The following is a 24209-nucleotide window of genomic DNA, read 5'->3' as shown; positions in this document are numbered from 1 at the left end:
ATTACCAGCTATGAGAAAATTTGCATTAATCATGATTCTTCTAATGCTGTTTGAACTGTTCCCCATTAATCGGTTAATGAACGATAATATTGCTCAAGCAGCAGCAGAGGCATCGATCCCACTAACCTTTAGTTCGGATGGTACCTTAGCTGGCTACCAAACCATTTATAGCAAGCACAAAACCTTAACAACGGATACGATTCATATTTCTGCCAGTACTGGGAAATTAATCGATCAGGTGAAGTTGTTTAAAGACGGTGTTCAAACAGGGACGATTCCGGAAGCATCTAATAAAGTCTCTTGGAATGGAACTGCTAATCTAATTGGATCACCTGTAAATGTAATTTCTGAATTTAATGAATCAGCACAAGGCTATTATGCGTGGTACCGCTATAAGGTTAACGATCCAACACACGGTAATGGTTGGTACGAAAATGGGGGAAGTTGTGCAGTTCCAAGCTTTTCTACCGAAACTGAACTTGTGAACGGGACAGCAATGCCTAAATATCCCGGATGCACCGATGATCAGTTATCTTTGAGTGCTTCAAGAGATAAGACATATAAAGCTGGCACAACTGATTTACCTTCAACCATCGTTGATGTCAGCTCAATGACCTTTGATGTAACAATTAATGATGTCGATAATGTCACTGGCCCGGATGGGGAAGGATTAGCAAGCGGTAAAACCGATTACACAACCGTAGTAAATTCCAACCGAACCGTTGCCCATGATTCGGATAACTATACGGTATGGTATAAGCAAGTCTTTGATCATGAGGGCGTATTCAAGAATCTTGGACTGCCTGGAGCAAAATTAATGGTCTACTATGCAGCTTTTTACGTAACCATTCATGCCAAAACCTATACTTATCCCGATCATATAGAAACAACCTATAAAGACGCTCCGGTTGATACAAAATCGGATCTCGTTGTCGATTCCATCACCCCCCCAGCAGCTTGTATAAAAGTTGGGGAGTCGAAAGCCTATACATATAAAATCAACAACCAAGGCGTGTCAACGAATCAGTCCTTTAAAGTAAAAATTTCAGCTGACGACACGGAAGTTGTCACCCATAGCTATCCATCGGGAATAGCTACGAATCAGCCCGCAACAGGAACCTTTAACTATACATTTTCCTCAGCAGGCACGAAGTCATTTACCGTCTTTGTGGATAGTAATAACGATATCAATGAAGAAGATGAAAACAATAATACCAAAATTATTGATGTCACGGCAAAAAGCACATGCGACAGCACTCCACCGGTTGATCCAACCGTCACCATCACCGGGGATTTTTCCATGAGTAAGACTACCGTGATATGGAGGTCAGGGAACCTATTAATACCTGAAAACATTCAAATAACGGGCAATTGCTCCTATGCTTCCCATCAATTCGTCTATACTCAAACAGCTGGTAATCGGTATTATACGCCTAGACCCTTAACATCCAAAGATGATGTTCATCTTTTCGAATTTGATACTGGAATGAAGGTATACGGAGGAAATATTGGACTTGGCGTTGTTAATGTCTCGATGACAATTAATACAACATGCGGCCAGACCAAAACAGTTGGTCCCAAAACGTTTACGATCATAACAGATCCAAACAAAGAGACGCCGACCATTAAAATCGATTGGTTCCGCAGCGGCAGTAATGAACCAACGAGATCCGTGACGCAAGATGAGTTTGTCGATATTAAAGTGACCGAGGAGTCCAAAAATACGGAAAACCGTCTATGGGACTTTTCAAAGACTGTATGGACAAGTAGTTTGCCAGCCGCCAACAATTGGAACGCGCCATATAACAAAAAAAACTATGTGGGTTTTAAAGCAACGGTTGAGGGGTACCATGAAGTTTGTGCAACCGCCTATGATATCGATGAAATGGCATCGACTCCTTCATGTACGACCTTATACGTAGAAGGGAAAAAGCCAATCCCGGTTATCAAAGGAGCTACATCAGTTAAGGAAGGACGCAAGTTGTCTCCACCGCTTGACGCTCTTAGCAGTTTCACGAAAGTTCCTGGTCGCTCCATTAACCATAGCCTTGATGAATGGACGAACTGGTTTGGACCAGATACAAGGTATATGACACCGGGAGAGGAACTGGTAGAGCTGCATGTGTATGATAATACAGGTCTGAAATCAGAGACTCCAGATCGGCACAGCATTACGGTTTATCCGGATGCGCCTCCTATCATAGACTTTGAATACATGGCTACGATTACGAGGGTTCAAAAATGGTTTAAGAATTTGGCTTACAGTCCTGATGGAGATTCGATTGCCAAGTATACAGTTTCATATGGCTACGATCGTTACAATAGTGGGATGTGTAATCCACTCGAAACAAATATTTCCAATGACAATGAATATTTTCCTTTCGAGCCGAATCGTGTAGGCAATTATTGCTTTCGAGTAGAGGCCGTAGAAGCCAAAGTCGATGGAGCAGGAGGGAAAAGTGCGTTCAAGGATTATATGGTTCAAGTCATCAATGATAATCCTGAAACTGAATTTACTGTTACAGGTATTGCAACCGAACCTATGCCCGTCAATGTGACTGCCTATCCTGCTAACGCACTGGTCAATTGGACGAACACAAGCTTAGATCAGCCTTCGATCTTCAATAGCTGGAACGTGACCTCAGATGGCAGGCTGATCAGCGCAAGACGCTTTTCGAATCCGTTTAAATTCTCATTGCCATTGGGTTCCGGAAACTTTGCACTAAACAAGAAGAAAATAAAGATAGATGGTTATGGACAGAATCACAGCCTCAATATTGTGTCCATAGGAAATAATGAATTTATAAACACCACTCCCGGCTTAGGGCCTGGTTCAGCTAACTACTATCTAGTTGGACCTTCGCATAATCCAATAAAGATTCCGACAAGCTTTCTTCAAAGTGGTTTGGTTGTGAGGCAAGACATTGGAGAATTACTTATTATTCGTTCTGAATCTTGGGTTTCCAACCCGTATTACTATCAAAGGGAAAGCTGGGAACGATACAAGCTGAGTGATTTACGGAATTTGGTCGTCACAAAAAATGATTCTGGCGTCTATACGAGATGGTCATCTTCTAATTATAATAACTCAACGAACGTAGGTACTAGCGGTTCACCACCGACATTTAGCAATGGGGAGAACACCTTAGTTGGTTACGCCAGATTGAAGTTTAATTCAGACTATAAAGAGATCAATACGGCAACAAGAACAATTAAATCCTTCAAACCGGATCATTTAGTAACTCCGTACAAAACAGAAACCTATGATACAGTCCCAGCATCGGGTGGTAATTTGAATTTGTTTAATAACTCTACAAGTTCCCAGTCCATGTTATATCTCACGAGTAGCTCCATACTAGACAAAGCAGCAGATGCGAAAGGAAATTATTACTCATACGTAGGAGGCGCGTTGATCCGTTGGGATGGGAATACGGGGATGCCGAGCTATGCGAAAACGGCGATATCGGGAACGGATTGCACGGCATTCTTAGGTATTTCGTCTGATGCCAAATATGCTATGTTCAGCTGTGGTACGAATTACTATTGGGATGATGATTATGGCCGATATCTTCCGCGTAGTAGCGGTACACAAACCAAGCCCTACGACTATATGGACTTGCTAAAAGAGCAGGAAGGTACCTTCCAAAATGGATATGCTGTCAAGGCAACGACTGTAACAGGAACACCGTATTATGATAACGATACGGACAATGCCTGCAATTGTTGGGTAACACCGACCTATCAGGTTAACAATTTATATGACGCTGGGGCTAACCAAATTATAAATACGCCTACTCCTGTGATGCCGGATCCAAAGAAAATTTTGTTTCAGAACAATAATCAATATCTTGATTTTACCGATCCCGTGCCAGCGGAGCAAAACACTATTTATTTGAATGAGTACGTTCCTAGTGAAGATCAAACACCGTACAGCAATGAATTTATGACGTATGGACAATTATTGAATCCATCTTCGCAGCGAGTCGTTGGAGGCACGATTGCATGGAATTTGCTTATGCATGACGTTAACTATTCCAATTATCACGCAGGGGTAAGTTTTCGGATTCAGGACTCCAAGAATATGTACAGAGTCGAATCCCATTATAAGTATATTAAGCTCGTCAAGATCGTAAATGGCCGTAAGACCGTATTAGGGAAGGTAAACCGTACAACTTTATCCGAGACGTGGATGAACTACAAAGTGAAACTGACCACCAGCCATATTAAGGTCTATGAAAATGGCGGGTTAGTCTTGGATTTGTACGACAATACCTTCAGTCAGGGAACGATGGGGCCTTACTCCGTGGCTGACAACGCTGAATTTAAAGGCATAACGTATTTATGGACGGATGCTGATTTAGTCACACCAACACCAGGCGTAGCGATTGTGGATACGGATGTAACGTATGACACTACGTATACAGATCCCGAGCATGATCCAGCTTTCGTTCCTGGTACTCAATGGCAATATGCACATGTCGATACAACGAAGTTTTTGGATGCAGGGGATGGGAAATCCGGACTGTCTGTTCATCATGGACAAGTGGTAACAAGCCCAATTCTGAACTTTGATAAAGTGGGCGTGTATAAGGTCGATTATCACGTTCCCGATGATCCGCATCCGGATCACTTGTTGGCTTGGGGTGATCCGACATTTGCCGAACACTCCAAATATTCGGACTGGTACGCGCAATACCTGATCGTTCACCGCAGACCGATTGCTAAATTTACGTTAGGGCTGGATGGCAACAATTTCGTCACTTGGACCGATTACAGCTATGATCCAGACCGCTGCTATAACGTGAGCAGCTGCCAAATCGGTTATGAGACAGCACAAGGTATTTTACACGGGATCACAAAGAAAAAATTTTATTACATTACACCAAGCGGCGCACGCGTTGATGCCAAGCTGGTTAAGCCGCTGGAAACTGGCGTTTATACCGTAGCTATGGCGGTTGCTGATGAATATAATGCTTGGTCTGATTGGTACGAAGAAAGCATTATGGTTACGATACCGGTAGCGCCGAACAATCCACCAACCGTATTCCTTACCTTTCCAAACGGTACTTACGCAGCACCAAGTCCAGTTAGCTTGCTGCCGACGATTCACTGGAATCAAGCTGATCCCGATCCAGGCACCATTTATTCTACTTTCGACTTATCAACGAAAGATGAGTGGGGCAACTGCGTGGAATGTGTAACCAATAGGGTGATGGATACACCATTGGGAAACTGGGTGTGGACGATGGATGTCCCATTAACAATGGGACAGAAATATCAGTCCCAGGTTCGGGTTAGCGATGGTGAGGCATGGTCTGCCTGGAGCAATATTGGCTGGATGGCAACTAATAGCCCCCCGGTAGCTTACATGAGCTATCCTTACGGCTCACAAACAGTACCAACCATCGTTAACACTGTAAGGCCAACGTTAACATGGAGCCAAAGCGATCCGGATCCAGGGGCTGTATTTTATTACTTCCAAATCCAGGTTACCAATGAAGCCAACAATATGATGATTGCCGACAGTGGTAAAGTATGGCAGGGGACAGCGGCAACTGCGGGGAGTTATCTCGTACCAACGGATATTCCCGCAGGTCAGAAGCTGCGCGTTCGTGTAAAGGTATGGGACCAACTCGGATCTGAATCCGACTGGTCTCCTCAGACCTGGATGATGATCAATCGTGGACCAAAAGCAGATTTTTTGTGGACGCCTCAGCCTGCTTTTGAAGGAGACGAAGTGACACTGCTAAATCGTTCCACTGACCCTGATGGAGATCCTTTAACATTCAGCTGGCAAATCAGTGGCTCGGAATATGATTCGACACAGATTTCAGCCGATGCAATTATTCCAGCGACAGCCACGGACTTTCATCCCGGAGATTACATGGTCACTTTAACGGCAACAGATCTATATGGAGCCGCGGATACTGTGACAAAAACAGTAAGAATAGGGGACTTGCTCTTGGAAGCCTTTGTTAAGCATACAGTAGTGTGGGAGGAAAAACGGAAATCTTACAATCTGCTCAGCACAGGCGACACAGAGCGGCCGAGACCTTCGGATATGTTTTGGTCAGGGGAGGCATTCGTGCTTGAAGCAGACACCAATGAAGCCGCGGTGAGAGTAAGTGTGCGTATGTCCTATATGGAGCTGCGAACCGAGCTTAGTTCTACTAATCATACAATATGGACAGGGAAGCTGCAGAGGGATGATTTTGAGAACTTGCCTGACGCTATGTATACATTTCAGTTCACAGCTGTCTGGCCGAATGGACATACGGAGACAGCAAATCGAACCATAACGGTGAAAAATGCCTGGATTGATTTTGCAAGTAGCGTAAGAAAAGAATAAATCTGCTATCCCATTTATAGTAAGCTGCGTTATCCATATTGGCAAAAGACGTTGAGAAATTGGAGCTGTTGTTTATAGCAATATTATTTTTATCCCGAGGCTTATTGCTTTTTCGGTGTATAATGGCAGTAAGTAATCGAGAAGCGAGTCGGGGGATCGGATCATGTCGTTGCCTGCACAAAAACACGTATTTGAACAGGAGTTTGCTTTGTCCCGTCACAGAGTTTGGGAGCTGCTGAGTAATACGGACCATTTGAATCGCGTCATAGGACTTTTCCCAATTCGCACCAAATCGTTTCGTTTTCAAACTACCGATTTTATTCAGGAGCTAACGGCTAAAGTTGCAGGGGTTGTTCCAATGAAGTGGCAGGAGCATCCTTTTCAGTGGATAAGGAATGAAAGATATGATGTGGTTCGTGAATATCGGGGAGGGCCACTAAAACGTTTCTTTGGCGGTATAGAGCTGCGAGATGCGGAAACGGTTTTATCTGATGGTTCAAGAGCAACGATTGTGAAGCTGTTTGCTGAGTTTACTCCGGCAAATGCAGCAGGGATTGTAGCTATTCCTATCGTTGGAATTAGCTCGATGCGCAAAACTATGAAATATTTGCATAGCTGTGTAAAGCTGGCGGGACAAGAAAAAGAATATTTGCTGCCGCAGCCGAAATCCAACTTTGTCATAAATAATGCGGAGCTGGAACTGCTGCTGAGTGGGTTGGGACAAGGTTTTGAAGACTCGCGAATGCTCTTATGTTTTAAGGAGCATCTGAAGGCCAGCGGAGACAATGAAGTAGTGGATATGCGGCCCTATGAGCTTGCTGCTCGCTGGGGAGTCGATCGCGAGGCTGTGCTGCGATTGTTCTTATATGCAACCAAGCTAGGGATAACGAATCTTAGCTGGCATCTGATTTGTCCGAACTGCCGTGTACCGAAGGCGGGAGCTGTAACGATGTCGGGGCTTCAGCCCCAGTACCACTGTGATTTTTGCGGCATTAATTATGAAGCTGCTTTTGATCGATATGTTGAGCTTTGCTTTTCGGTGCATCCCAATATCCGTCGTGCATGCAAGCAAATATTTTGCATTGGTGGGCCGATGATTACACCTCATATCCATGTTCAATTGGAGATACCAGCTGGTTCATCCAAGACTATTTTTTATCCGGATGTGAAAGAGGAGCTAAGGCTTCGTGTACTGCGCTCCAATCATACGCTGTATTTTCAACAAGAGAACAAAGAAAGCCTTGAAGATGCAATATCACCTTTCCAGGAGCAGTTATTTGATGGTTCGAATTCAACTACTGAAGATGAAACAGTGCTCCATTATGATGGAAGCCAATGGTCTTTTCTTGCATTTCAAATGGCGAAGCCAGGAAGTGCTTTGAAGCTTGTTAATAAGAGCTCTTCTACGATTATTGCAGTGCTTGAGAATTGCAGCTGGAAGGATGCGGTCACCGCTTCCAAAGTTACGGCGATGCATGAATTTCGCAGCATGTTTTCCTCTGAAGTGCTTGCTCCGGGGCAGCAGGTAGGTATCGAGAGTGTAACTCTGTTATTCAGCGATCTATTGGGCTCAACCGCTTTTTACGAGCATGTAGGAGATGCCCATGCATATGGGCAAGTACGGAAGCATTTTGACTTTTTGCAGGAATGGGTGCACAGAAATAAAGGGACCATTGTAAAAACAATTGGCGATGCGGTAATGGCCGTGTTTGAATATCCCGAGAATGCTGTGAAGGCAGCGCTGGACATCCAAACACATGTGGACGAGTTTAACAAGAACTTTCCATCTGAGACGCCTATTGTAATCAAAATCGGGCTGCAGCATGGTCCTGCAATTGTCGTTAATTCCAATCATATTTTGGATTATTTCGGACGAACGGTTAACCAGGCATCACGAACGCAGGGATTAAGTGTAGGACGTGATATTATAGTTAGCAGGGAATGCGTCGAGCGCCTGGGAGTGAGAGCATTATTAGACACATATCCTTCGAACGTGGAGCTGTTTGAGCAGACACTTAAGGGAATCGAGGGAGTGCTGCAGCTTGTACGAATCTGTGTCTTGAAATCAGATGAGCACTCCACAAATGCAGATGCAGAACAAGAGGGTGCGGCATCAGCAGATGTACTACTTTGACCTAGAGAATACTTGAAAAGAGTTGAATGTGAATGTCACTTGGTAAGCTGAAGCTGTTAACTATTCTTCTCCCACCACTCATCATAGGCGGCTTCGAATATATACGTCATGATTACTTGCTCGAGTATTTGTCGATGGAAGCAGGGAATTTCTATATCACTCTTATTACACTGCTGCTTTCTTATTTGTTTGCGACATGGATGTTTCGCAGTATAGTCCGCAGCAATGAGAAGTTGGCAGCTGAACAAGCCCGCCGTGCTGTTTATGTAGAGCGGGAACGACTAGCGCAAGAGCTTCATGATAATATTGCACAAATCTTATTTTTTCTAAATGTCCAGTTGAAAAAAGGTGAGCTTCAAGAGGCCCGCTCAGCTGTTTCAGAGATTGATGAGCAGCTGCGGCAGGCGATATTTAATCTCCGTACCTCGCCTGAAGAAGGAACATCTCTCACAACACGTTTGGCCTCTTGGCTCGATGAATGGTGTAAAATTACCGGTATCGCTGTCGAGCGGAAGATTGATTTTCCGGCCAATCTGGTGCCGCTGTCGGCGGAGGTGCAGATTTTTGCAATGATTCGTGAAGCATTCACAAATATTCGTAAGCATTCCCAGGCGGATCACGCTTATATTGAGCTTCGGGCAGAGAATGGCAACGGCTGGGGATTCGAAATTCGCGACAATGGTGTTGGTCTTGGTAGAGGGGAGCAGGCGGACGCGAACCGCTATGGTCTTTCTCTTATGCGTAAGCATGCCGCTCAGCTAAATGCAGATATGACAGTAGAAACATTGGCCCAAGGGGGAACCTCAATTCGAATATCCGGGCCGGAAATAAGAGGTGCTGCAAGTTGGAAATGAACTATAGGGTACTAATAAGCGATGATCATCCATTGGCACGCAGGGCTGTTCGAGCTTTGCTTGATGGGGAAGCGGGATTTGAAATTGTTGGGGAAGCAGAGAATGGAGAGCAATCCGTTCAATTATGCCGTGAGCTGCTGCCTGATCTAGTTCTGATGGATATTCAAATGCCGGGGATGAGTGGACTAGAGGCTACACGCCGAATAAAGCAGCTTAGTCCAAGAACCAAAATTGTGATTCTGACGGTTTCTGATGATGTGGGCGATTTGTTTACAGCTATACAGAATGGAGCTCAGGGATACTTGCTGAAAAATATGGATCCCGACGAGTGGATCGTATACTTAAAAGGACTGCTGGACGATAATAGTGAAATATCCAGAGGAATGGCAGATCGATTATTCCATCTTTTCCGATCTGGCAAAGGTCAGGCTCATGCAGCGATGGAGTCCAAGCCAAGCGTGCTATCTCTTCGCGAAGAAGAAATTCTCATGTGTGTGGCCAGCGGCCAGAGCAACAGGCAAATCGCGGAACAACTGATGATAACCGAAAATACGGTCAAAAATCACATTAAAAATATATTAGCCAAGCTGTCGCTCGAGAACCGGGTCCAATTGACCGCATACGCTTTCCGCCACGGCTTGACACCGTTTGGTCATAAATAAATGTACAAATAGCCCGAAGGAGTCATATTCATTGCATCTTGGATGCAGTAGAGTAAGACTAGGAAATCACGATACCTGAGGGGATGTTTACTATGAAAAAAACAAGTCGGATCATTTTATTTTGCTTGCTGTTCTCTATGATTGGAGCGGGAGCTGCCAGCGCACATGTCACTGTATTGCCTAAAGAAGCTGTACAAGGATCTTATGAGAAGTTTGCTGTTCGAGTGCCTTCTGAAAAGGATATACCGACAGTTAAAGTGGAAGTGAAATTTCCATTGGACGCAGTTTCCGTATCCCGGTTTGAGCCGAAGCCAGGCTGGAAATACGAGCTGACGAAAGACGCTTCAGGCAAAATTACCGGTGTTATTTGGACTGCTACCGGAGAAGGCTTGTCGTCAACAGAATTCGGGGAGTTCTACATGCAAGGAAAAGTAGCAGATGCTGCAACGGCCATTAGTTGGAAAGCCTACCAAACCTATAAAGACGGAAGTGTTGTAGAATGGGTAGGGGCGGATGGCTCTGATAAACCGGCATCTGTCACTAAAGTGACTCCTAAGCCTTCAGGCGCGACTGCTGACAGCCATGGCAATACGAATGCTTCTACCCCTGCGGCAGCTGCTGGGGATGCAGCAAAAGCAGGAACTGCCGCTGCTCCAGCGATGCAGAATCAATCACAAACACCGTTGTACTTATCTATAGCAGCGTTGTTATTAGGACTTGTGTCACTCTTGATTGCTTTATCCAAACGCAAAGCAGCTCGTTAATCATTAGCGGTGATGTAGCAAATCAAAAACCTGGTCAGAGTTAAGTAAGCTCTGACCAGGTTTTTGGTTTATTTTTGCATAAGAAGGCAGCATATTTGGGGATGCTTGGAATGAACGCAAATCCAATCATGGAGGTATTGAACCATGTTCGGCAAGCTGAGAAGGAGTAAAACCTGCCTCACCGTGGTGCTTTGTCTGCTCTTGTTCCTGTCTGTTAATACTACGGCCTTTGCTTTTGGTAAAGGAGCTAAAGGGCCTGATGTGTATACAATCCAAGGGATGCTGAAATCGCTGGGCTATTTTCCGGGAAACATAACGGGATATTATGGTGCGGTTACGGAATCCAGCGTTAAGCTATTTCAAAAGGCATATGGATTGCCGATTACAGGGACAGTAGATGATCAGACGCTTCAGTCGATTCTATGGGCTTACGGCAATGCTAAAATTGCCAAAAAGCAAACTCCAACCCCTACGCCTGTACCCAAGCCGGAAGTTAATCCGACTCCCGAATCAGAATCTGAACCCAAACCGGAGGTTAATCCAACGCCCGAATCAGAATCTGAACCCAAACCGGAGGTTAATCCAACGCCCGAATCAGAATCTGTACCCAAACCGGAAGTTAATCCGACTCCCAAACCCGAACCTGCGCCTGCCCCGGATTCATCCACTGGGGTGACAGCTCAAGAACGGCAATTGGTCGATCTGATCAATCAAGTGAGACAAGAAGCGGGGCTAGCCCCATTAACTATTAATATGGAATTATCTAATACAGCGCGGCTGAAAAGTAAGGATATGGTGGACAACAATTACTTTTCCCATCAATCTGAGACCTATGGCTCGCCCACTGATATGATGAAGCAATTCGGAATCAGCTATTCGTCAGCGGGAGAGAATATAGCCTGCAACCAAACTGTAACAGCGGCACATCAAGCATTGATGAACTCTCCTGGCCACAAAGCTAAAATCTTGAGCGCGGATTTTACAGAGATCGGCATCGGTATTGTCGATGGCGGTTCATGCGGCAAAATGCTTACCGAACAATTTATCCGTAAATAGGTTATACCCATTAAACTTATCCATATAAGACATATCAGCCGTCAAACCATTCCGAAACCGCTAAACGGTTCAGGGTGGTTTTTTCTATTCAACCTATAGAAATCGCCTAGTGAGAGCTACATCGACCTGAGATTAAAAATCGGTTATCATAGATGAATATTAAAACTTATTTTTATGGAAAGGAAGTATAGTATGCCATCCAAGATATTAAAAGAGTTCAAGGAATTTGCAATGAAGGGCAACATGATAGAATTAGCTATTGGTGTAATCATCGGAGGCGCTTTTGGCAAGGTAGTGACGTCTATAGTTAATGATATAGTTATGCCGCCGATCGGATTGCTGCTTGGCCGAGTAGATTTTAAAGAACTGTTTATCAGCTTGAACGGGGTTCACTACGAAAGCTTGGCAAAAGCCAAGGAAGCTACGGCTCCGACGCTTAATTACGGTCTTTTTATTAATACAATACTAGATTTTTTAATTGTGGCCTTTGTAATATTCATTGCAGTTAAGCAATTGAACAGGCTGCGTAAAAAGCAGCAGGACAAGCCTGAGCCGAAAAAGATTATGGTGGAATGCCCGGAATGTTTATCAGAAATTCCTGAGCAGGCAGTTCGCTGTAAATATTGTACAGCTCGACAAGAGCCGGCTTTAGAAAAAAAGCAGCTTACGAATTAAGAGGGAATCGTTAATCCGGAAGGCGCAATGATGAACATGAAAGCTTTAAGAGACTCGCAATTGCGCTTGCTATGGACTGCAAGGATAGATTATCCGGAAGGCAGCCGTGTAGAAGCGCATCAACATGGTGACTACGATCAGCTGCTTGTAATATTATCCGGCAACAGCGGAGAAGTATGGATCGGAGAGCAGCGTCATCCGGTTAAAGAAAGCTCGGCCTACTTATTTCTCAGGGGGATACCGCATAGCTTTCAGTTTGAAAAGCAAGCTGTAACCCTTGATTTTAAATTCCATTTGACAGACGAGCGGATGATAGATGCGTTCGCTGAGCAATCCTCGTATTACCCTTGCAAAGGCACTGCTTTACCTGAAATTAAGCAATGGTATAAGATGTCCTTGCTGCAGATGCGCAACCCGGACTCCGTTCATCCTATGCGAATAGAAGCCGGGTTTAAAAGCACTCTAATATCGCTTCTTCATGAAGCTGGATCTGCCTTGGAGCAATCGGGTCCTTATGCTTCGGTATATCCTTCAACTAATGGTAACGAACCGATTGTCCATTATGTTAAGGAGAACTTTGCCCAGAAAATTACACTCCAGTTGTTAGCTGATCAATTTGGCTTTAATCCGAATTATTTGGTCAAAATATTCAACGATATAACGGGAATGCCACCGATCCAGTTTTTGCAGGAAATTCGACTCGAGAAAGCTATGGAATATTTGGAATTTTCTGCATTGCCGATTACGGAGGTAGCTGAGAAAGTTGGCTGGACGCTTCCGTATTTAAGTAAGATGCTAAAAAAACGGCTTGGGGTGACACCTTCCCAATATCGGCAATCTCTTGTTAATGCAGTCGGTAAGGACATTATTTTGGAGCTTGATTTTGCCAACGAGTGGAGAATCGAGCAGCAATATTAAAACTCACGAGAGCATCCTGTCATACTTTATTAGGCAGGCTGCGCTTTTTTTTGTGTGGAATCGGGTGTAAGAAATGAAGATAAGCAAAAAACAACTGAGGATAATCTATATTCGGTGGGCAGCCATTGCTTTATACTTTTAGTGGAGCTAAAACAACCTATCAGGAAAAAGGAAGAGTTTGCGCTGTTGAGATGCAGCTAAATATGGTTTGAAGGGAAAGGATACTAATTATGAATACACTCATTAAGGGTACACTGCAGAAGCGCCCTTCTCTATTTGACGATGAATGGATTCGAAAGCATGCCAATGCATCGCTGGCAGCGTGTCCTATCCATATTACAGATGCTGTTGCTCCGCAAAGCGAGGGCGGACCTCATGACTATTATTCCAATGGTGACTATTGGTGGCCGAATCCCGATACAACGGATGGCCTACCTTATATTCGTCGGGATGGTGAAAGTAACCCTGGCAATTTTGACAGCCATCGTATGTTTTTACGCAGCATGAGAACTCATGTCGCTAACTTGGCCGCCGCATATGTAATAAGTGCGGATGAGGCTTACGCACAGAAAGCGATCCAGATGCTGTGCGAATTTTTCCTGGATGAAGCGACCAAGATGAATCCGCATCTGCTGTACGCACAAGCGATCCCCGGCATTTGCTCCGGCAGAGGCATTGGTATCATCGATACGCTGCATCTAATCGATGTGCCTGCTGCCATAGAAGCCCTCCAAGCTTCGCCTTCTATGACCAAAGAAATCTATTTGGGATTGAAGCAGTGGTTCAGCGATTATTTGGTCTGGATGAGTACTCATGAGAATGGAATAGAGGAAATGAATGCCGACAACAACCACGGAGTTTGTTGGTTTGTTCAAGCCGCGGCCTTCGCTCGGTTTACCGGCAATGAAGACATGCTCTCGTTCTGCAGACAGCGATATAAGGAATTGATCCTCCCTGATCAGATGGCACTGGATGGAAGCTTTCCACGCGAGCTTGCGCGCACGAAGCCTTACGGTTACGCTATCTTCGTGCTGGATAATATGGTCACATTATGCCATATTCTATCTACTCCAGAGGACAACCTGTGGACTTATGAGCTGCCGGACGGACGTGGGATAGCCAAAGGACTGTCCTACCTGTTCCCATACATGAAGGATAAAGCTTCTTGGCCGTATCCTCCCGATGTTGAGCATTTTGACGGATGGCCAGCTAAAGTATCTTTGCTATTATTTGCCGGACTCGCGTTGGAGCAGGAGGACTTCATCGAGCTGTGGATGAGTCTTGATCCTGATCCTTCGGATATGGAGGTTCGTCGGAATATTGCCATCCGTCAACCACTGCTGTGGCTGAGGTAGGATAGAAGCTCTTGTCAAACATAGGTCGGCAATGAGAAGGCCAATGAAATGCCCATTTTTCCGCATCACTGCACCATTAGTTACTGCCCTTCATAAACTAACTTGACTGTATCCCTACACCTTGAAATGATACAAAAACCCGGGCAAGGAGGGGTGACACTTGAAGGGCAGCGACCAAAAAAGCAAATTTTTACTAACCAATCGTGAACGCGAAGTATTCGAACTGTTGGTGCAGGACAAAACAACCAAGGATATCGCACAGCAACTGTTTATCAGCGAGAAAACGGTGCGTAACCATATATCCAACGTCATGCAAAAACTAAATGTAAAAGGTCGTTCACAAGCAGTTGTCGAGCTGATAAAGCTTGGGGAGTTACAAATCTGATATTTTTTCACACTCAATACGCCCAGCCTTCTTTCTACGTGATCCTTACGGATGCGAACAGAGAAGGTTCTTTGCTTTTTTTTAAATGTAATAACTGATTATTCATTTTCTCAGGTCCATCCATATTTCGTTTTTGAACTCGGTTGCTTAAATGGGTTTCATAAAAAATTTTGCAGGAGGGGAGAACTGCGAGTCTCTTACGTTCGAAGGACGTGGAGTGGTGGGTGAGCGGATGGTATCTGGTACGACCAAGAGTAGCGATAATAAATAAACCGATTTTATCCATTTTTTTCACGTTCCATCAATGAAATCATACGCAGGTTAACTTAATTAGTTACGGATGATATTTGAATATTGAGGAACATGAGGAGGGCATATCTTATGGGTGAAATTGAGAGGGAATTATTCGAAATAGAAAAGGCTGCTTATGTGGGGCAAATTAGGCGGCTACGGGAAGAGAATGAAAGGTTGCATAAGGCGATTGATCGAGTTGGGTTTTATTGTGCCGGCACAGAATTTAATCATGTGAGCAAGTTTGTGCTTAGGATAAAGTGAAACCGAAATACATAGTATTTTTGCCCTTGAAGGGCAGCGACCGAAAAAGCAAATTTTTGCTAACCAATCGTGAACATGAAGTATTCGAACTGTTGGTGCAGGACAAAACAACCAAGGATATCGCAAAGCAATTGTTCAAGCGAGAAAACAGTGCGTAACCATATTTCCAAGGTCATGCAAAAACTAAATGCAAAAGGTCGTTCACAAGCAGTTGTCGAGCTGACGTGGTACTAATTTGAATCAACATGAGTATGTATGAAAATAGCCCCAGGACGAAAAAAGAAACCATAAATGGAAATCAGACCTACAACGTTTTAAGCTGTAAGTCCGATTTACTATATGTGAATAGTGATCTAGGATGTGTCTTAAGATTAACCGTCGCAGATTAACGCAGCCTTAAAAACAGATAATTATTAGCTTAAAAAATACGCCAACCGTAAGTCCTATCGTCTCACAAATTTATTTGATAACACCTTGTTTCAATTTTTAGGGTCTATAGTTGCAGTCAGCAGCGGTAGGCATGATTAAAAACTTAGTTATGGAAGTAGCTGATCTTGGTAATAGCCGTACGTGACTGCCAAAGAGAAGCCGTTGTGTTAACTCAGAATGTGCTTATTGCTTGAGTTCGCCGCAGCTTAATTGAACCAGTATCGTTGAAGTCAGTGGGGATGCAGAGCCACGTAAGAAAAAAGAACAAATTGAGCGCAACCTCAAAATCAATGTTTGCCCCTCCTCCTACCATCAGCCCACACAAAATCCTGCGAAAATGCAGTTATTTTTCTATCGAAATTGCTGTTAAGAGAAAATACCTGCGAAAGTACATCTATTTTCATGGAAATCGTTCCAGCTCAGCTGAGAATGAGAAAATAAATGCACTTTTGTATCAATTCAAGAAAAGCATCAATAAAAGACTAAAAGGATGTAAAAATGCAGGTTTTTGGGAAGAGGCGATGGCATCGGATCTAATAAAGTTGTGTGTGCCGTTCTTAAGGTTTCGTATTGAGCTTGAGCAGAGCTGTGCACGCAACGGATACGCAATCGAATGACTTCGTCAAGCGCCCGAGCGCCGAGCGCCGAACGCCGAACGCCGAACGCCGAACGCCGAACGCCCGAGCGCCCGAGTGCTCGTTGTGGCGCTGCAGGTCGGTCGAACCTAGGATTTCCGTTCTGAGCCCCAAAGGAGCAGCCTTTTCGCTGCCCCCTAGCAACCCAATCATCAATTACGTTGCAACAACATATAACCGCTTATGCTTGAAGTTTTTTTCTGGAATACTACTTTAAAGCCAATGTCATGGTCTAATAAGCAGTTTAAGGCATTGATAAGCAACCCATTCTTTACCAAAGTAAATCTGCAAGGTTGTGCATTGCCAATAATACGAGCAGCAGTAATTCTGCGTGCAGATCCAGGAACCAGGGGGTTTCTTGTCCAATTGATCAATACTAAGTCAGGTTGACGAACAGCTTTTACACTAGCCATTTCGATCACCTCATTTCCGTTTAGACTCTCTATATAAAATGCACGGTAAATTATAATGTGCTTAGCTAAGAGTATTTGTTCGCCCCTACTCCGCTTGGAATACTCGCTATGAAACTTTGCTGACTTTACTCTGCATGATAGAATAAACCTAATGAAACATGATATGTACTTAATATTTGATCCTTGGGAGAATCCTTATGCCTGTGATTAAAATGGCTGTCCACATTCAAGCTCCTGTACAAGTTTGTTTTGATTTAGCAAGAAGTATAGACATACATATGAAATCAGCGTCCCAAACTCAAGAGAAAGCTATCGCCGGAAGATTGAGCGGGCTCATAGAATTAAATGAAACCGTCACCTGGGAAGCAGTCCATTTTGGAATTAAACAAAGGTTGACTGCAAAAATTACTGAGTTTGATTCACCGCACAGGTTTGTCGATGAGTTGGTTAGCGGGGCTTTTCAGCGCTTCTGGCATGAACATCAATTTATTTCTCAAGATAACGGAACTTTGATGATTGATACTTTTGATTATACATCCCCATTTGGCATTATCGGCAAGGCTGCGGACGTTATATTCCTCAAGCGATATATGCTCAGCTTTTTGACAAAACGCAACGAATTTGTTAAAAAATGCGCAGAGGAGCAGGTGCTGTGACTACAAATGCAAATGGATGGGAGAGACCCTTACTAAACATCAAGCCGTTAGGCATGCAGCGGGAGCTTCTACAAATTGTGGCGATGCTGACGATGCTAATTGACCATATAGGGTTTGTATTTTTTCCGGAGCAGTGGGGATTGCGTGTTATCGGCAGAATATCATTCCCGCTCTATGCCTTTGGAATTGTTCAAGGATATCTGCATTCTGGGGATGTTAAAGGTTATATCCGTCGATTAGGGCTGCTGGCCCTTCTATCGGAAATCCCGTTTATTATGGCTTTTAATGTATGGAAGATCAATGTCATTGGGACCTTTTTCGTTTGTATTTTGACATTATATTTGCTTGATCGAATTTCTTATAAAATAGGGAAAACATTAGTTCTATGCGCTTCGGCAGCAACGCTGATTTGGATTCCGGCCGATTATGGCATTTATGCTCTATTGCTCATTTTTATATACCGTTATGTTTCTGCGAATTTGTCCATACCCCTCCATTTCTTACTAAATATATATTACTGGTGGAGTGAAGGAGTGTTGTATCAGCATTTCAGCCTCATATCTACCGCTTGGTTAACGCTTGGAACGAAGCTGGATATGAGGATTTCAGTTCCACGTTGGTTGTGGTTGTCATTTTATCCGGCCCATTTAGTGATATTAGTTATCATTAAGGAGTTGTTTTTCTAATGGCGTTTGCTGAAGTTTGGAAAAAAACATAATGAATATCTGGTATTCATTGTAGTATAGTAAAGAAAATATAAAAAAAACTATACTGTATAGGTGATAGACTTATATGAGGATCAAAGGAAAAGGAATTAACTTGCCAAAAGTTAGGGAGGCATTAAGAAAAAATAAAATGCTCTCGGGTTATGAGTTATGTAACCGCAATCTTTTGGATGGCTCTGCCGTGCCGACTATGGTCCATGATGGAAGTATTGTGTTATATGTGAATGCTGCTTTCGTCCGTATGATGGAAGGCTTCAGTCCGGAGGAATATACAGGAAAATTCATTTCTGAACTATTTGCTGAACAAAAAATAGCAGATATGCCTTTCTATGCAGTAGAACGTTCACTCATTCAAAATAAACAGGTTATCGTTGAGGTGGAAGCGTCACGATTGCCTACGATTTTTCATGGGGAGCCCGCGCAGCTTATGATGTTTAAGGAAGCTGTCGCTCAAACCAGAACAGAAGAAGAACTGAGATCAGTCAAGCATCTTCTCCATTCCTTTGTTGAAAATACTACCGACGGGATTGTTATTGTTGACAGACAAGGACTCGTAATTCAGATTAATGAGGCATTCGAGAGATTGCACGGTTGGAAGCCAGAAGAGGTCATTGGCAAGGCTTTGCCTATGGTGCCGGACTTTTTGTTGGAGGAAGCTAAGCAAATACATCATGAAGTTTCTAGCGGGAAAATGGTTTGCGACTACGAAACCTACAAGCTCAGAAAAGACGGGAGCATTTTTCCTGTAAGTGTGACGGTATCCGCATTAAAGGATTCGACTGGAAACATTATCGGTTTTGTTGGAGTAGAGAGAGATATTACACAAAGCAAGATGATAGAACAAAATTTGCGCCTGGCACAGGAAGAACTGGCAACGGCTATCCGAGAGCAGCAAGGACTCATTTTTAAATATAAAAAAATAAATGATCAATACATATTAACCTTATGCGATGGAGAACTACTGTATAGATTTGGATTAAGTCCTGAAGAGCTTATTGGTAAGCAGTTATGGGACATAATTGGCAGAGGCTCAGAAAATTTAATAGCCCACTACGAGTGTGCGATCAATGAAATGGAAAATGTGAACTGTGAGGCATGCTTCAATGGGATTACTTATATTAGTTCATTAAGGCCGATTATTCAGGATGGTGTTGTAGTAGAAATTATCGGTTCATGTGTGGATTTAACAGAGAGGAAACAAACGGAGATAGCATTGCAAGAAAGCGAGGAACGTTTCAGACAATTGGTTGAGCTGTCTCCCGCTCCAATTATAGTTTATGGCGAGGACTGCAGCATCTTGTTCGTAAATGGAGCCGCAGTTAACCTGCTTGCTGCTACCGAAGCTAACGAACTTATAGGAAAATCAGTCGAGCAATTTGTTCATTCAGACTCGATAGATTCTTTTTGCAAGTTAATAAAGCATTTGATTACAGAGAACAGTCCCTCTAATACGATTGAACTAAGGATGGTTCGGCGTGATGGCAGCTTCCTCGATATTGAAGCCCGGGGCGTAACGATTATGTATTCCGATAAAAAAGCGGTGCAATTTCTGTGCCACGATATTAGAGACCGTAAAATAGCAGAGGAAACACTTCGTGAAAGTGACCGCAGATATCAAATGCTATTGAAACTATCTCCCGAACCGACAGTTGCGCACGATGGAGAAATGATCGTTTATGCTAATGATGCAGCAGTTAGGCTCTTAGGTGCTGAAAGTCGTGAGGAGTTGATTGGAAAGTCTTTGTTAAGCTTCTTCCATCCGGATTATCTTGATGATTTTAGAGAAAGAATGCGGCTTGTAAAGGAAACCGACTCTCAGTTGAGCTTGGTTGAAGCTAAGCTAATTACTTTAAATAATGAAGTCGTCGAGACTGAAGGAAGCTCCATTTATGTATACAAGCATTTGAGTGTGCCGTTAATTCAATCTGTATTCAGAGACATTACCGAACGAAAGCGGACCGAAGAAATGATTATTCGCTCTGAAAAGCTTTCAATTGTTGGACAATTAGCCGCAGGTGTAGCCCATGAAATCAGAAATCCTCTTACCACCTTAAAAGGGTTTACCCAGCTGCTCAAAGCAGGAAAAAGAAATGACGCCTACATCGATCTCATGCAGGTGGAACTGGAGCGAATTAACCAAATCGTCAGTGAGTTTATGGTCATCGCCAAACCGCAAAACGTAGAGCTTCAACAGCATGATCTGTATAAAATTATCGATGACGTAATCCAATTCATGGAAATGCAAGCAATTATGAATAAGGTAGAGATCAAGTATAATCTCATAGAAAATGTCACTTGTATATGCAATCAAGATCAACTGAAGCAAGTGTTTATAAATATTCTAAAAAATGCTATAGAAGCGATGCCTAATGGGGGAAACATAGACATTCTGATGTCATGCACGGAAGAGAGTATAGATATTCAATTCATCGATTATGGTACCGGGATTCCGCAAGAAATACTTTCCAGGCTTGGGGAACCTTTTTTTACGACAAAGGAAACCGGAACAGGTCTCGGGATTATGGTATGCCAAAAAATTATTGAAGCTCACAAAGGAACTATGCAGATTGAAAGTGAGCTGAATAAGGGTACTAAGATTATGATTGTATTACCAAATGTCAAACAATTTGGGTAATGCCCTAGGAGTGAATCGCTTCATTCTCCATACATAAAGATACGGGATTTAGATAAGGACCTGGCTTTCAGCTAGGTTTTTTTGTATGGAATACAACTCAATGAATAATTGGAAAAATTTATTGGTAGCGCTCGCATTTATCGAAAAACTGTTATATAATAAAAGCATAATTATCAAAACTGTTATTGTAACAGATCATACTACTAAAGGAGTGTTGAACGTTGGCCGTTGAACCGATGAATCCTTTTGAATTGTATGCTTCAAAACGATGTACGCAGTGCGGTACTCTGCTGGAGGAACAGTCGGAGTGTCATAAAAGCACCTGCGATGAATGCGAAGGCAACACGTTTTATCCGTTATCACCGCTTCAGCCGCCTGGCAAGCCGGTTCGTTTCATGCAAGGCTGCAACATCATCGATGATTATACTAACTAGCCTCTCATTTTATTCCCTCGACCGTACCTGTAAAAAGGGGCGATCGGGGGATTTTTATTGCCGTGGGCTATCTCTCAAATTTCTCATCAGTTTTACTTATGAGTGCACGATAAAATTGTATTAGCTACAGTGCACAATCATCTGGTAAATTAAAAGCATGAATTGGAAAAAAGGGGGAGTTTCAATGAGACCAGGCACTTCGCTGAACTTTCGTCCGGAAGGAACATTTACAATCGTGCAATTTACGGATCTGCATTGGAAAAATGGGGAGGAACCTGATCAAAGGACGGCTAAGTTAATGCAGACGGTACTGGATTTGGAGCAGCCCGACCTGGTATTTTTTACCGGGGATACGATTGAAAGCGAGCATTGCCGTAATCCCAAGCAATCCTTTCATGATGCTGTCTCGATTGTAAGCGGAAGACGGCTTCCATGGGCTGCTGTATTTGGCAATCATGATGCCGAGTATGGAACAACGAAATCGGAGCTGTTGCAGGTACAGCTCGAGCATTCTACCTGCTTATCGGAAGCTGGTCCTGAGGAATTGCATGGAATTGGAAATTATACGATCCCGATCTTGAATGGTGAAGGCAAGCCGGAGGTTATTTTATATGCTCTTGATTCAGGCGATTATGCCGCACCGCTACTTAAGGGCTATGATTGGATTCATCGTGATCAAATCGAATGGTTTGCGAGGCAAGCGGATGCTTTCGCACAGTGGAATGGAGGACAACCTGTCCCATCGCTTGCATTTTTTCATATCCCTGTACCTGAATACGAAGAGATGTGGAATAAGGAAACCTGCTTTGGCGTGAAAGAAGAAGGAGTTGGATGCCCGAAGGTGAATTCGGGATTTTTTACGGCGATGCTGGAAAAAGGGAATGTGATGGGGACATTTACGGGTCACGATCATATCAACGATTATCACGGACAGTGGCATGGGATCAGGCTGTGCTACGGAAGAGCGACCGGGTTCAACACCTACGGGAAAGAAACGATGCAAAGGGGAGCGCGTGTCATCCGATTAAATCAAGGTCAAGCCGGGTTTGATACCTGGATTCGATTGGAGGATGGAAGCCGGATCGATAACCAGCCGGAGCATTCACCGGAGCTTCAAGCAACCAACGGGTAGATAATGGTTAATACATACCGGGAGGCGGGCACACATGGAAGAATACAGCGCTATAAGCAGGGCTACAGATGAGGGGCCATACATCCGCAAGGCGGTTGACGAGGATATTCCCATGCTGTGCAAGCTCATGCTTCAACTAGGCGGAGAGGGCATTTCCTATGATGAGATGAAGGATCGACTGAGGATGACGGAACAAAGCGACAGTGACACGATCTATATTTATGAACAAGAAGGACTTGTTCTGGGAACATTGGTTTTTCGTGTGCGTGAAAATATCCGCGAGGTTAGCCGTTATGGAGAAATTTGCATCATTGTGGTGGATGCCTTGTCCAAGCGATCGGGAATTGGGAGAAGCTTGATGAAGTTCGCTGAGCAATTAGCGCTGGAGCTGGGCTGCAACGGAACCTACCTAATAAGCGGCTTCGGACGTAAGGAAGAGGCTCATCTTTTTTATCAAGAGCTGGGATATGAGATAACGGGCTATCGTTTCGTTAAAATGCTTGAGAAGACTTAATGAACATGCGGAATTTTAAAAGTGAATAGACTGGTGCGGCCTGCTTCAGGCTGCTGCCGGTCTATTTTTGTTGTGAGAATAAAATTATTGCTGGACTGCCTGCAGCTTGTGCAGCACCTGTTCGACTTTATGAAGATGAGAGGCCATTCGTTCTTTGGCTAAACCAGAGTCGCCAGCTTGGATAGCATCGACAATTTGCCGGTGTTCCTCAGACAAACGGGCAGCCTCGGTTTGCTCGGCAAACAACCACAGCCTGCGGCTCTCGCGCATTACAGATCCCATCGATTGGAATAAGGACTGGAGTGTACTCACAAGCAGATGATTCTGAGCGGCTGTAGCTACAGCTATGTGAAAACGGATATCGGACTTTTCCAATAAATCCTCATCCTGCAACGTGATCATTTCATTGATAATATGGTACAGCTCTTGCAGGTCGGATTCGTTTCTGCGGATTGCTGCCAAGCCGGCACTTTCAGTTTCCAGCATAAATCTTAATTCAAGCCACGCGCGAAGCTGTTGGATATCCGAAATTTCAGGCGCTTGCCATAGCAGCTCAGGCTGCTTGTCTTTTAATACAAAGGTACCGCCGCCATGTCTCACGTCGACCCAACCATGAGCTTTTAATGACGTTAGTGCCTCGCGGATCGTCGACCTGCCTACATTTAATAAAACAGCCAGCTGTTCAACTGAGGGGAGCCGTGTCCCTATCGGCCACTCGTTTTGTTGAATTCGTTCAAGAATCGCCTCAGCAGCAATTTCATAGGCTTTTCGAATTATCACATCAATCACTTCCTTCAGCAGTATTATGTTATGGATTGACAGATAGCAAAATACACTTTTATAATAAAGTCATCAGATGACCTGATCTAAATTATAGCTGAATCGGTTATCATTTACAATTCGGAACTTATGAAAGGGGATAATCCCAA

Annotated in this window: 19 protein-coding genes and 1 pseudogene; 18 read left to right on the top strand and 2 right to left on the bottom strand. The window is 43.8% G+C overall.

The window, feature by feature from the left end; genetic code table 11:
* Positions 1-10: 10 nt before the first annotated feature.
* From NV381_RS00570 to NV381_RS00515, 12 genes and pseudogenes are all read left to right on the top strand, one after another.
* Positions 11-6349 carry a CARDB domain-containing protein gene (locus tag NV381_RS00570; RefSeq protein ID WP_258211303.1) on the top strand — a complete coding sequence of 2113 codons (6339 nt, stop codon included), beginning with the start codon at positions 11-13 and terminating at the stop codon, positions 6347-6349.
* A 163-nt stretch (positions 6350-6512) separates the two neighbouring features.
* Positions 6513-8483, top strand: a complete 1971-nt coding sequence (locus NV381_RS00565; protein WP_258211302.1) for an adenylate/guanylate cyclase domain-containing protein — start codon at positions 6513-6515, stop codon at positions 8481-8483.
* 32 nt (positions 8484-8515) lie between these two features.
* Positions 8516-9337, top strand: coding sequence for a sensor histidine kinase (locus tag NV381_RS00560; protein WP_258211301.1), 822 nt, complete (start codon positions 8516-8518; stop codon positions 9335-9337).
* The gene (locus NV381_RS00555; protein ID WP_258211695.1) at positions 9334-9999 is read left to right on the top strand and encodes a response regulator; all 666 of its coding nucleotides are present in this window, start codon (positions 9334-9336) and stop codon (positions 9997-9999) included. Before NV381_RS00560 ends, NV381_RS00555 begins: the two co-directional genes overlap by 4 nt.
* Positions 10000-10091: 92 nt before the next feature.
* Positions 10092-10763, top strand: coding sequence for a YcnI family protein (locus NV381_RS00550; RefSeq protein WP_258211300.1), 672 nt, complete (start codon positions 10092-10094; stop codon positions 10761-10763).
* A 144-nt stretch (positions 10764-10907) separates the two neighbouring features.
* Positions 10908-11819 (top strand): peptidoglycan-binding protein, encoded by a 912-nt coding sequence (locus NV381_RS00545; RefSeq protein WP_258211299.1) that lies wholly within the window; start codon positions 10908-10910, stop codon positions 11817-11819.
* Positions 11820-12023: 204 nt separating this feature from the next.
* Positions 12024-12494: a large conductance mechanosensitive channel protein MscL gene (gene mscL, locus NV381_RS00540; RefSeq protein ID WP_258211694.1), complete on the top strand. Its 471-nt coding sequence runs from the start codon at positions 12024-12026 to the stop codon at positions 12492-12494.
* Between the two features lie 36 nt (positions 12495-12530).
* Positions 12531-13412 carry an AraC family transcriptional regulator gene (locus NV381_RS00535; protein WP_258211298.1) on the top strand — a complete coding sequence of 294 codons (882 nt, stop codon included), beginning with the start codon at positions 12531-12533 and terminating at the stop codon, positions 13410-13412.
* Positions 13413-13642: 230 nt separating this feature from the next.
* Entirely contained in the window at positions 13643-14767 is a 1125-nt protein-coding gene (locus NV381_RS00530; protein WP_258211297.1) for an alginate lyase family protein, read from the top strand.
* 160 nt (positions 14768-14927) lie between these two features.
* A complete protein-coding gene (locus NV381_RS00525; RefSeq protein ID WP_089200926.1) occupies positions 14928-15152 on the top strand; it encodes a helix-turn-helix domain-containing protein in 225 nt (74 codons plus the stop codon).
* 381 nt (positions 15153-15533) lie between these two features.
* Positions 15534-15707 (top strand): hypothetical protein, encoded by a 174-nt coding sequence (locus NV381_RS00520; RefSeq protein ID WP_258211296.1) that lies wholly within the window; start codon positions 15534-15536, stop codon positions 15705-15707.
* Between the two features lie 26 nt (positions 15708-15733).
* Positions 15734-15941 (top strand): annotated as a pseudogene (locus tag NV381_RS00515) (helix-turn-helix domain-containing protein).
* A gap of 982 nt (positions 15942-16923) precedes the next feature.
* Here the strand turns inward: NV381_RS00515 and NV381_RS00510 are convergent.
* Positions 16924-17184, bottom strand: coding sequence for a hypothetical protein (locus NV381_RS00510; RefSeq protein WP_258211295.1), 261 nt, complete (start codon positions 17182-17184; stop codon positions 16924-16926).
* A gap of 197 nt (positions 17185-17381) precedes the next feature.
* On the opposite strand from NV381_RS00510, the gene NV381_RS00505 reads away from it, so the two are divergent.
* From NV381_RS00505 to NV381_RS00480, 6 genes are all read left to right on the top strand, one after another.
* Positions 17382-17840, top strand: coding sequence for an SRPBCC family protein (locus NV381_RS00505; RefSeq protein WP_258211294.1), 459 nt, complete (start codon positions 17382-17384; stop codon positions 17838-17840).
* On the top strand, positions 17837-18526 hold the full coding sequence (locus tag NV381_RS00500; RefSeq protein ID WP_258211293.1) for a conjugal transfer protein TraX: 690 nt from the start codon (positions 17837-17839) through the stop codon (positions 18524-18526). Before NV381_RS00505 ends, NV381_RS00500 begins: the two co-directional genes overlap by 4 nt.
* A 106-nt stretch (positions 18527-18632) precedes the next feature.
* Positions 18633-21200 (top strand): PAS domain S-box protein, encoded by a 2568-nt coding sequence (locus NV381_RS00495; protein WP_258211292.1) that lies wholly within the window; start codon positions 18633-18635, stop codon positions 21198-21200.
* 221 nt (positions 21201-21421) lie between these two features.
* Positions 21422-21634, top strand: a complete 213-nt coding sequence (gene yhfH, locus NV381_RS00490) for a protein YhfH (RefSeq protein ID WP_258211291.1) — start codon at positions 21422-21424, stop codon at positions 21632-21634.
* 184 nt (positions 21635-21818) lie between these two features.
* Positions 21819-22766, top strand: coding sequence for a metallophosphoesterase family protein (locus NV381_RS00485; RefSeq protein WP_258211290.1), 948 nt, complete (start codon positions 21819-21821; stop codon positions 22764-22766).
* A gap of 34 nt (positions 22767-22800) precedes the next feature.
* Complete coding sequence (locus tag NV381_RS00480; protein ID WP_258211289.1) at positions 22801-23280, top strand: GNAT family N-acetyltransferase; 480 nt, start codon at positions 22801-22803, stop codon at positions 23278-23280.
* Between the two features lie 84 nt (positions 23281-23364).
* Here the strand turns inward: NV381_RS00480 and NV381_RS00475 are convergent, their stop codons facing one another.
* A complete protein-coding gene (locus tag NV381_RS00475) occupies positions 23365-24060 on the bottom strand; it encodes a FadR/GntR family transcriptional regulator (protein ID WP_258211288.1) in 696 nt (231 codons plus the stop codon).
* Positions 24061-24209: the final 149 nt, after the last annotated feature.

This window comes from Paenibacillus radicis (ex Xue et al. 2023), from assembly GCF_024722015.1.
Classification (GTDB): domain Bacteria; phylum Bacillota; class Bacilli; order Paenibacillales; family NBRC-103111; genus Paenibacillus_S.
Note: the sequence above shows the minus strand (reverse complement) of the source record. Positions and strands in the feature narration are given on the sequence as shown.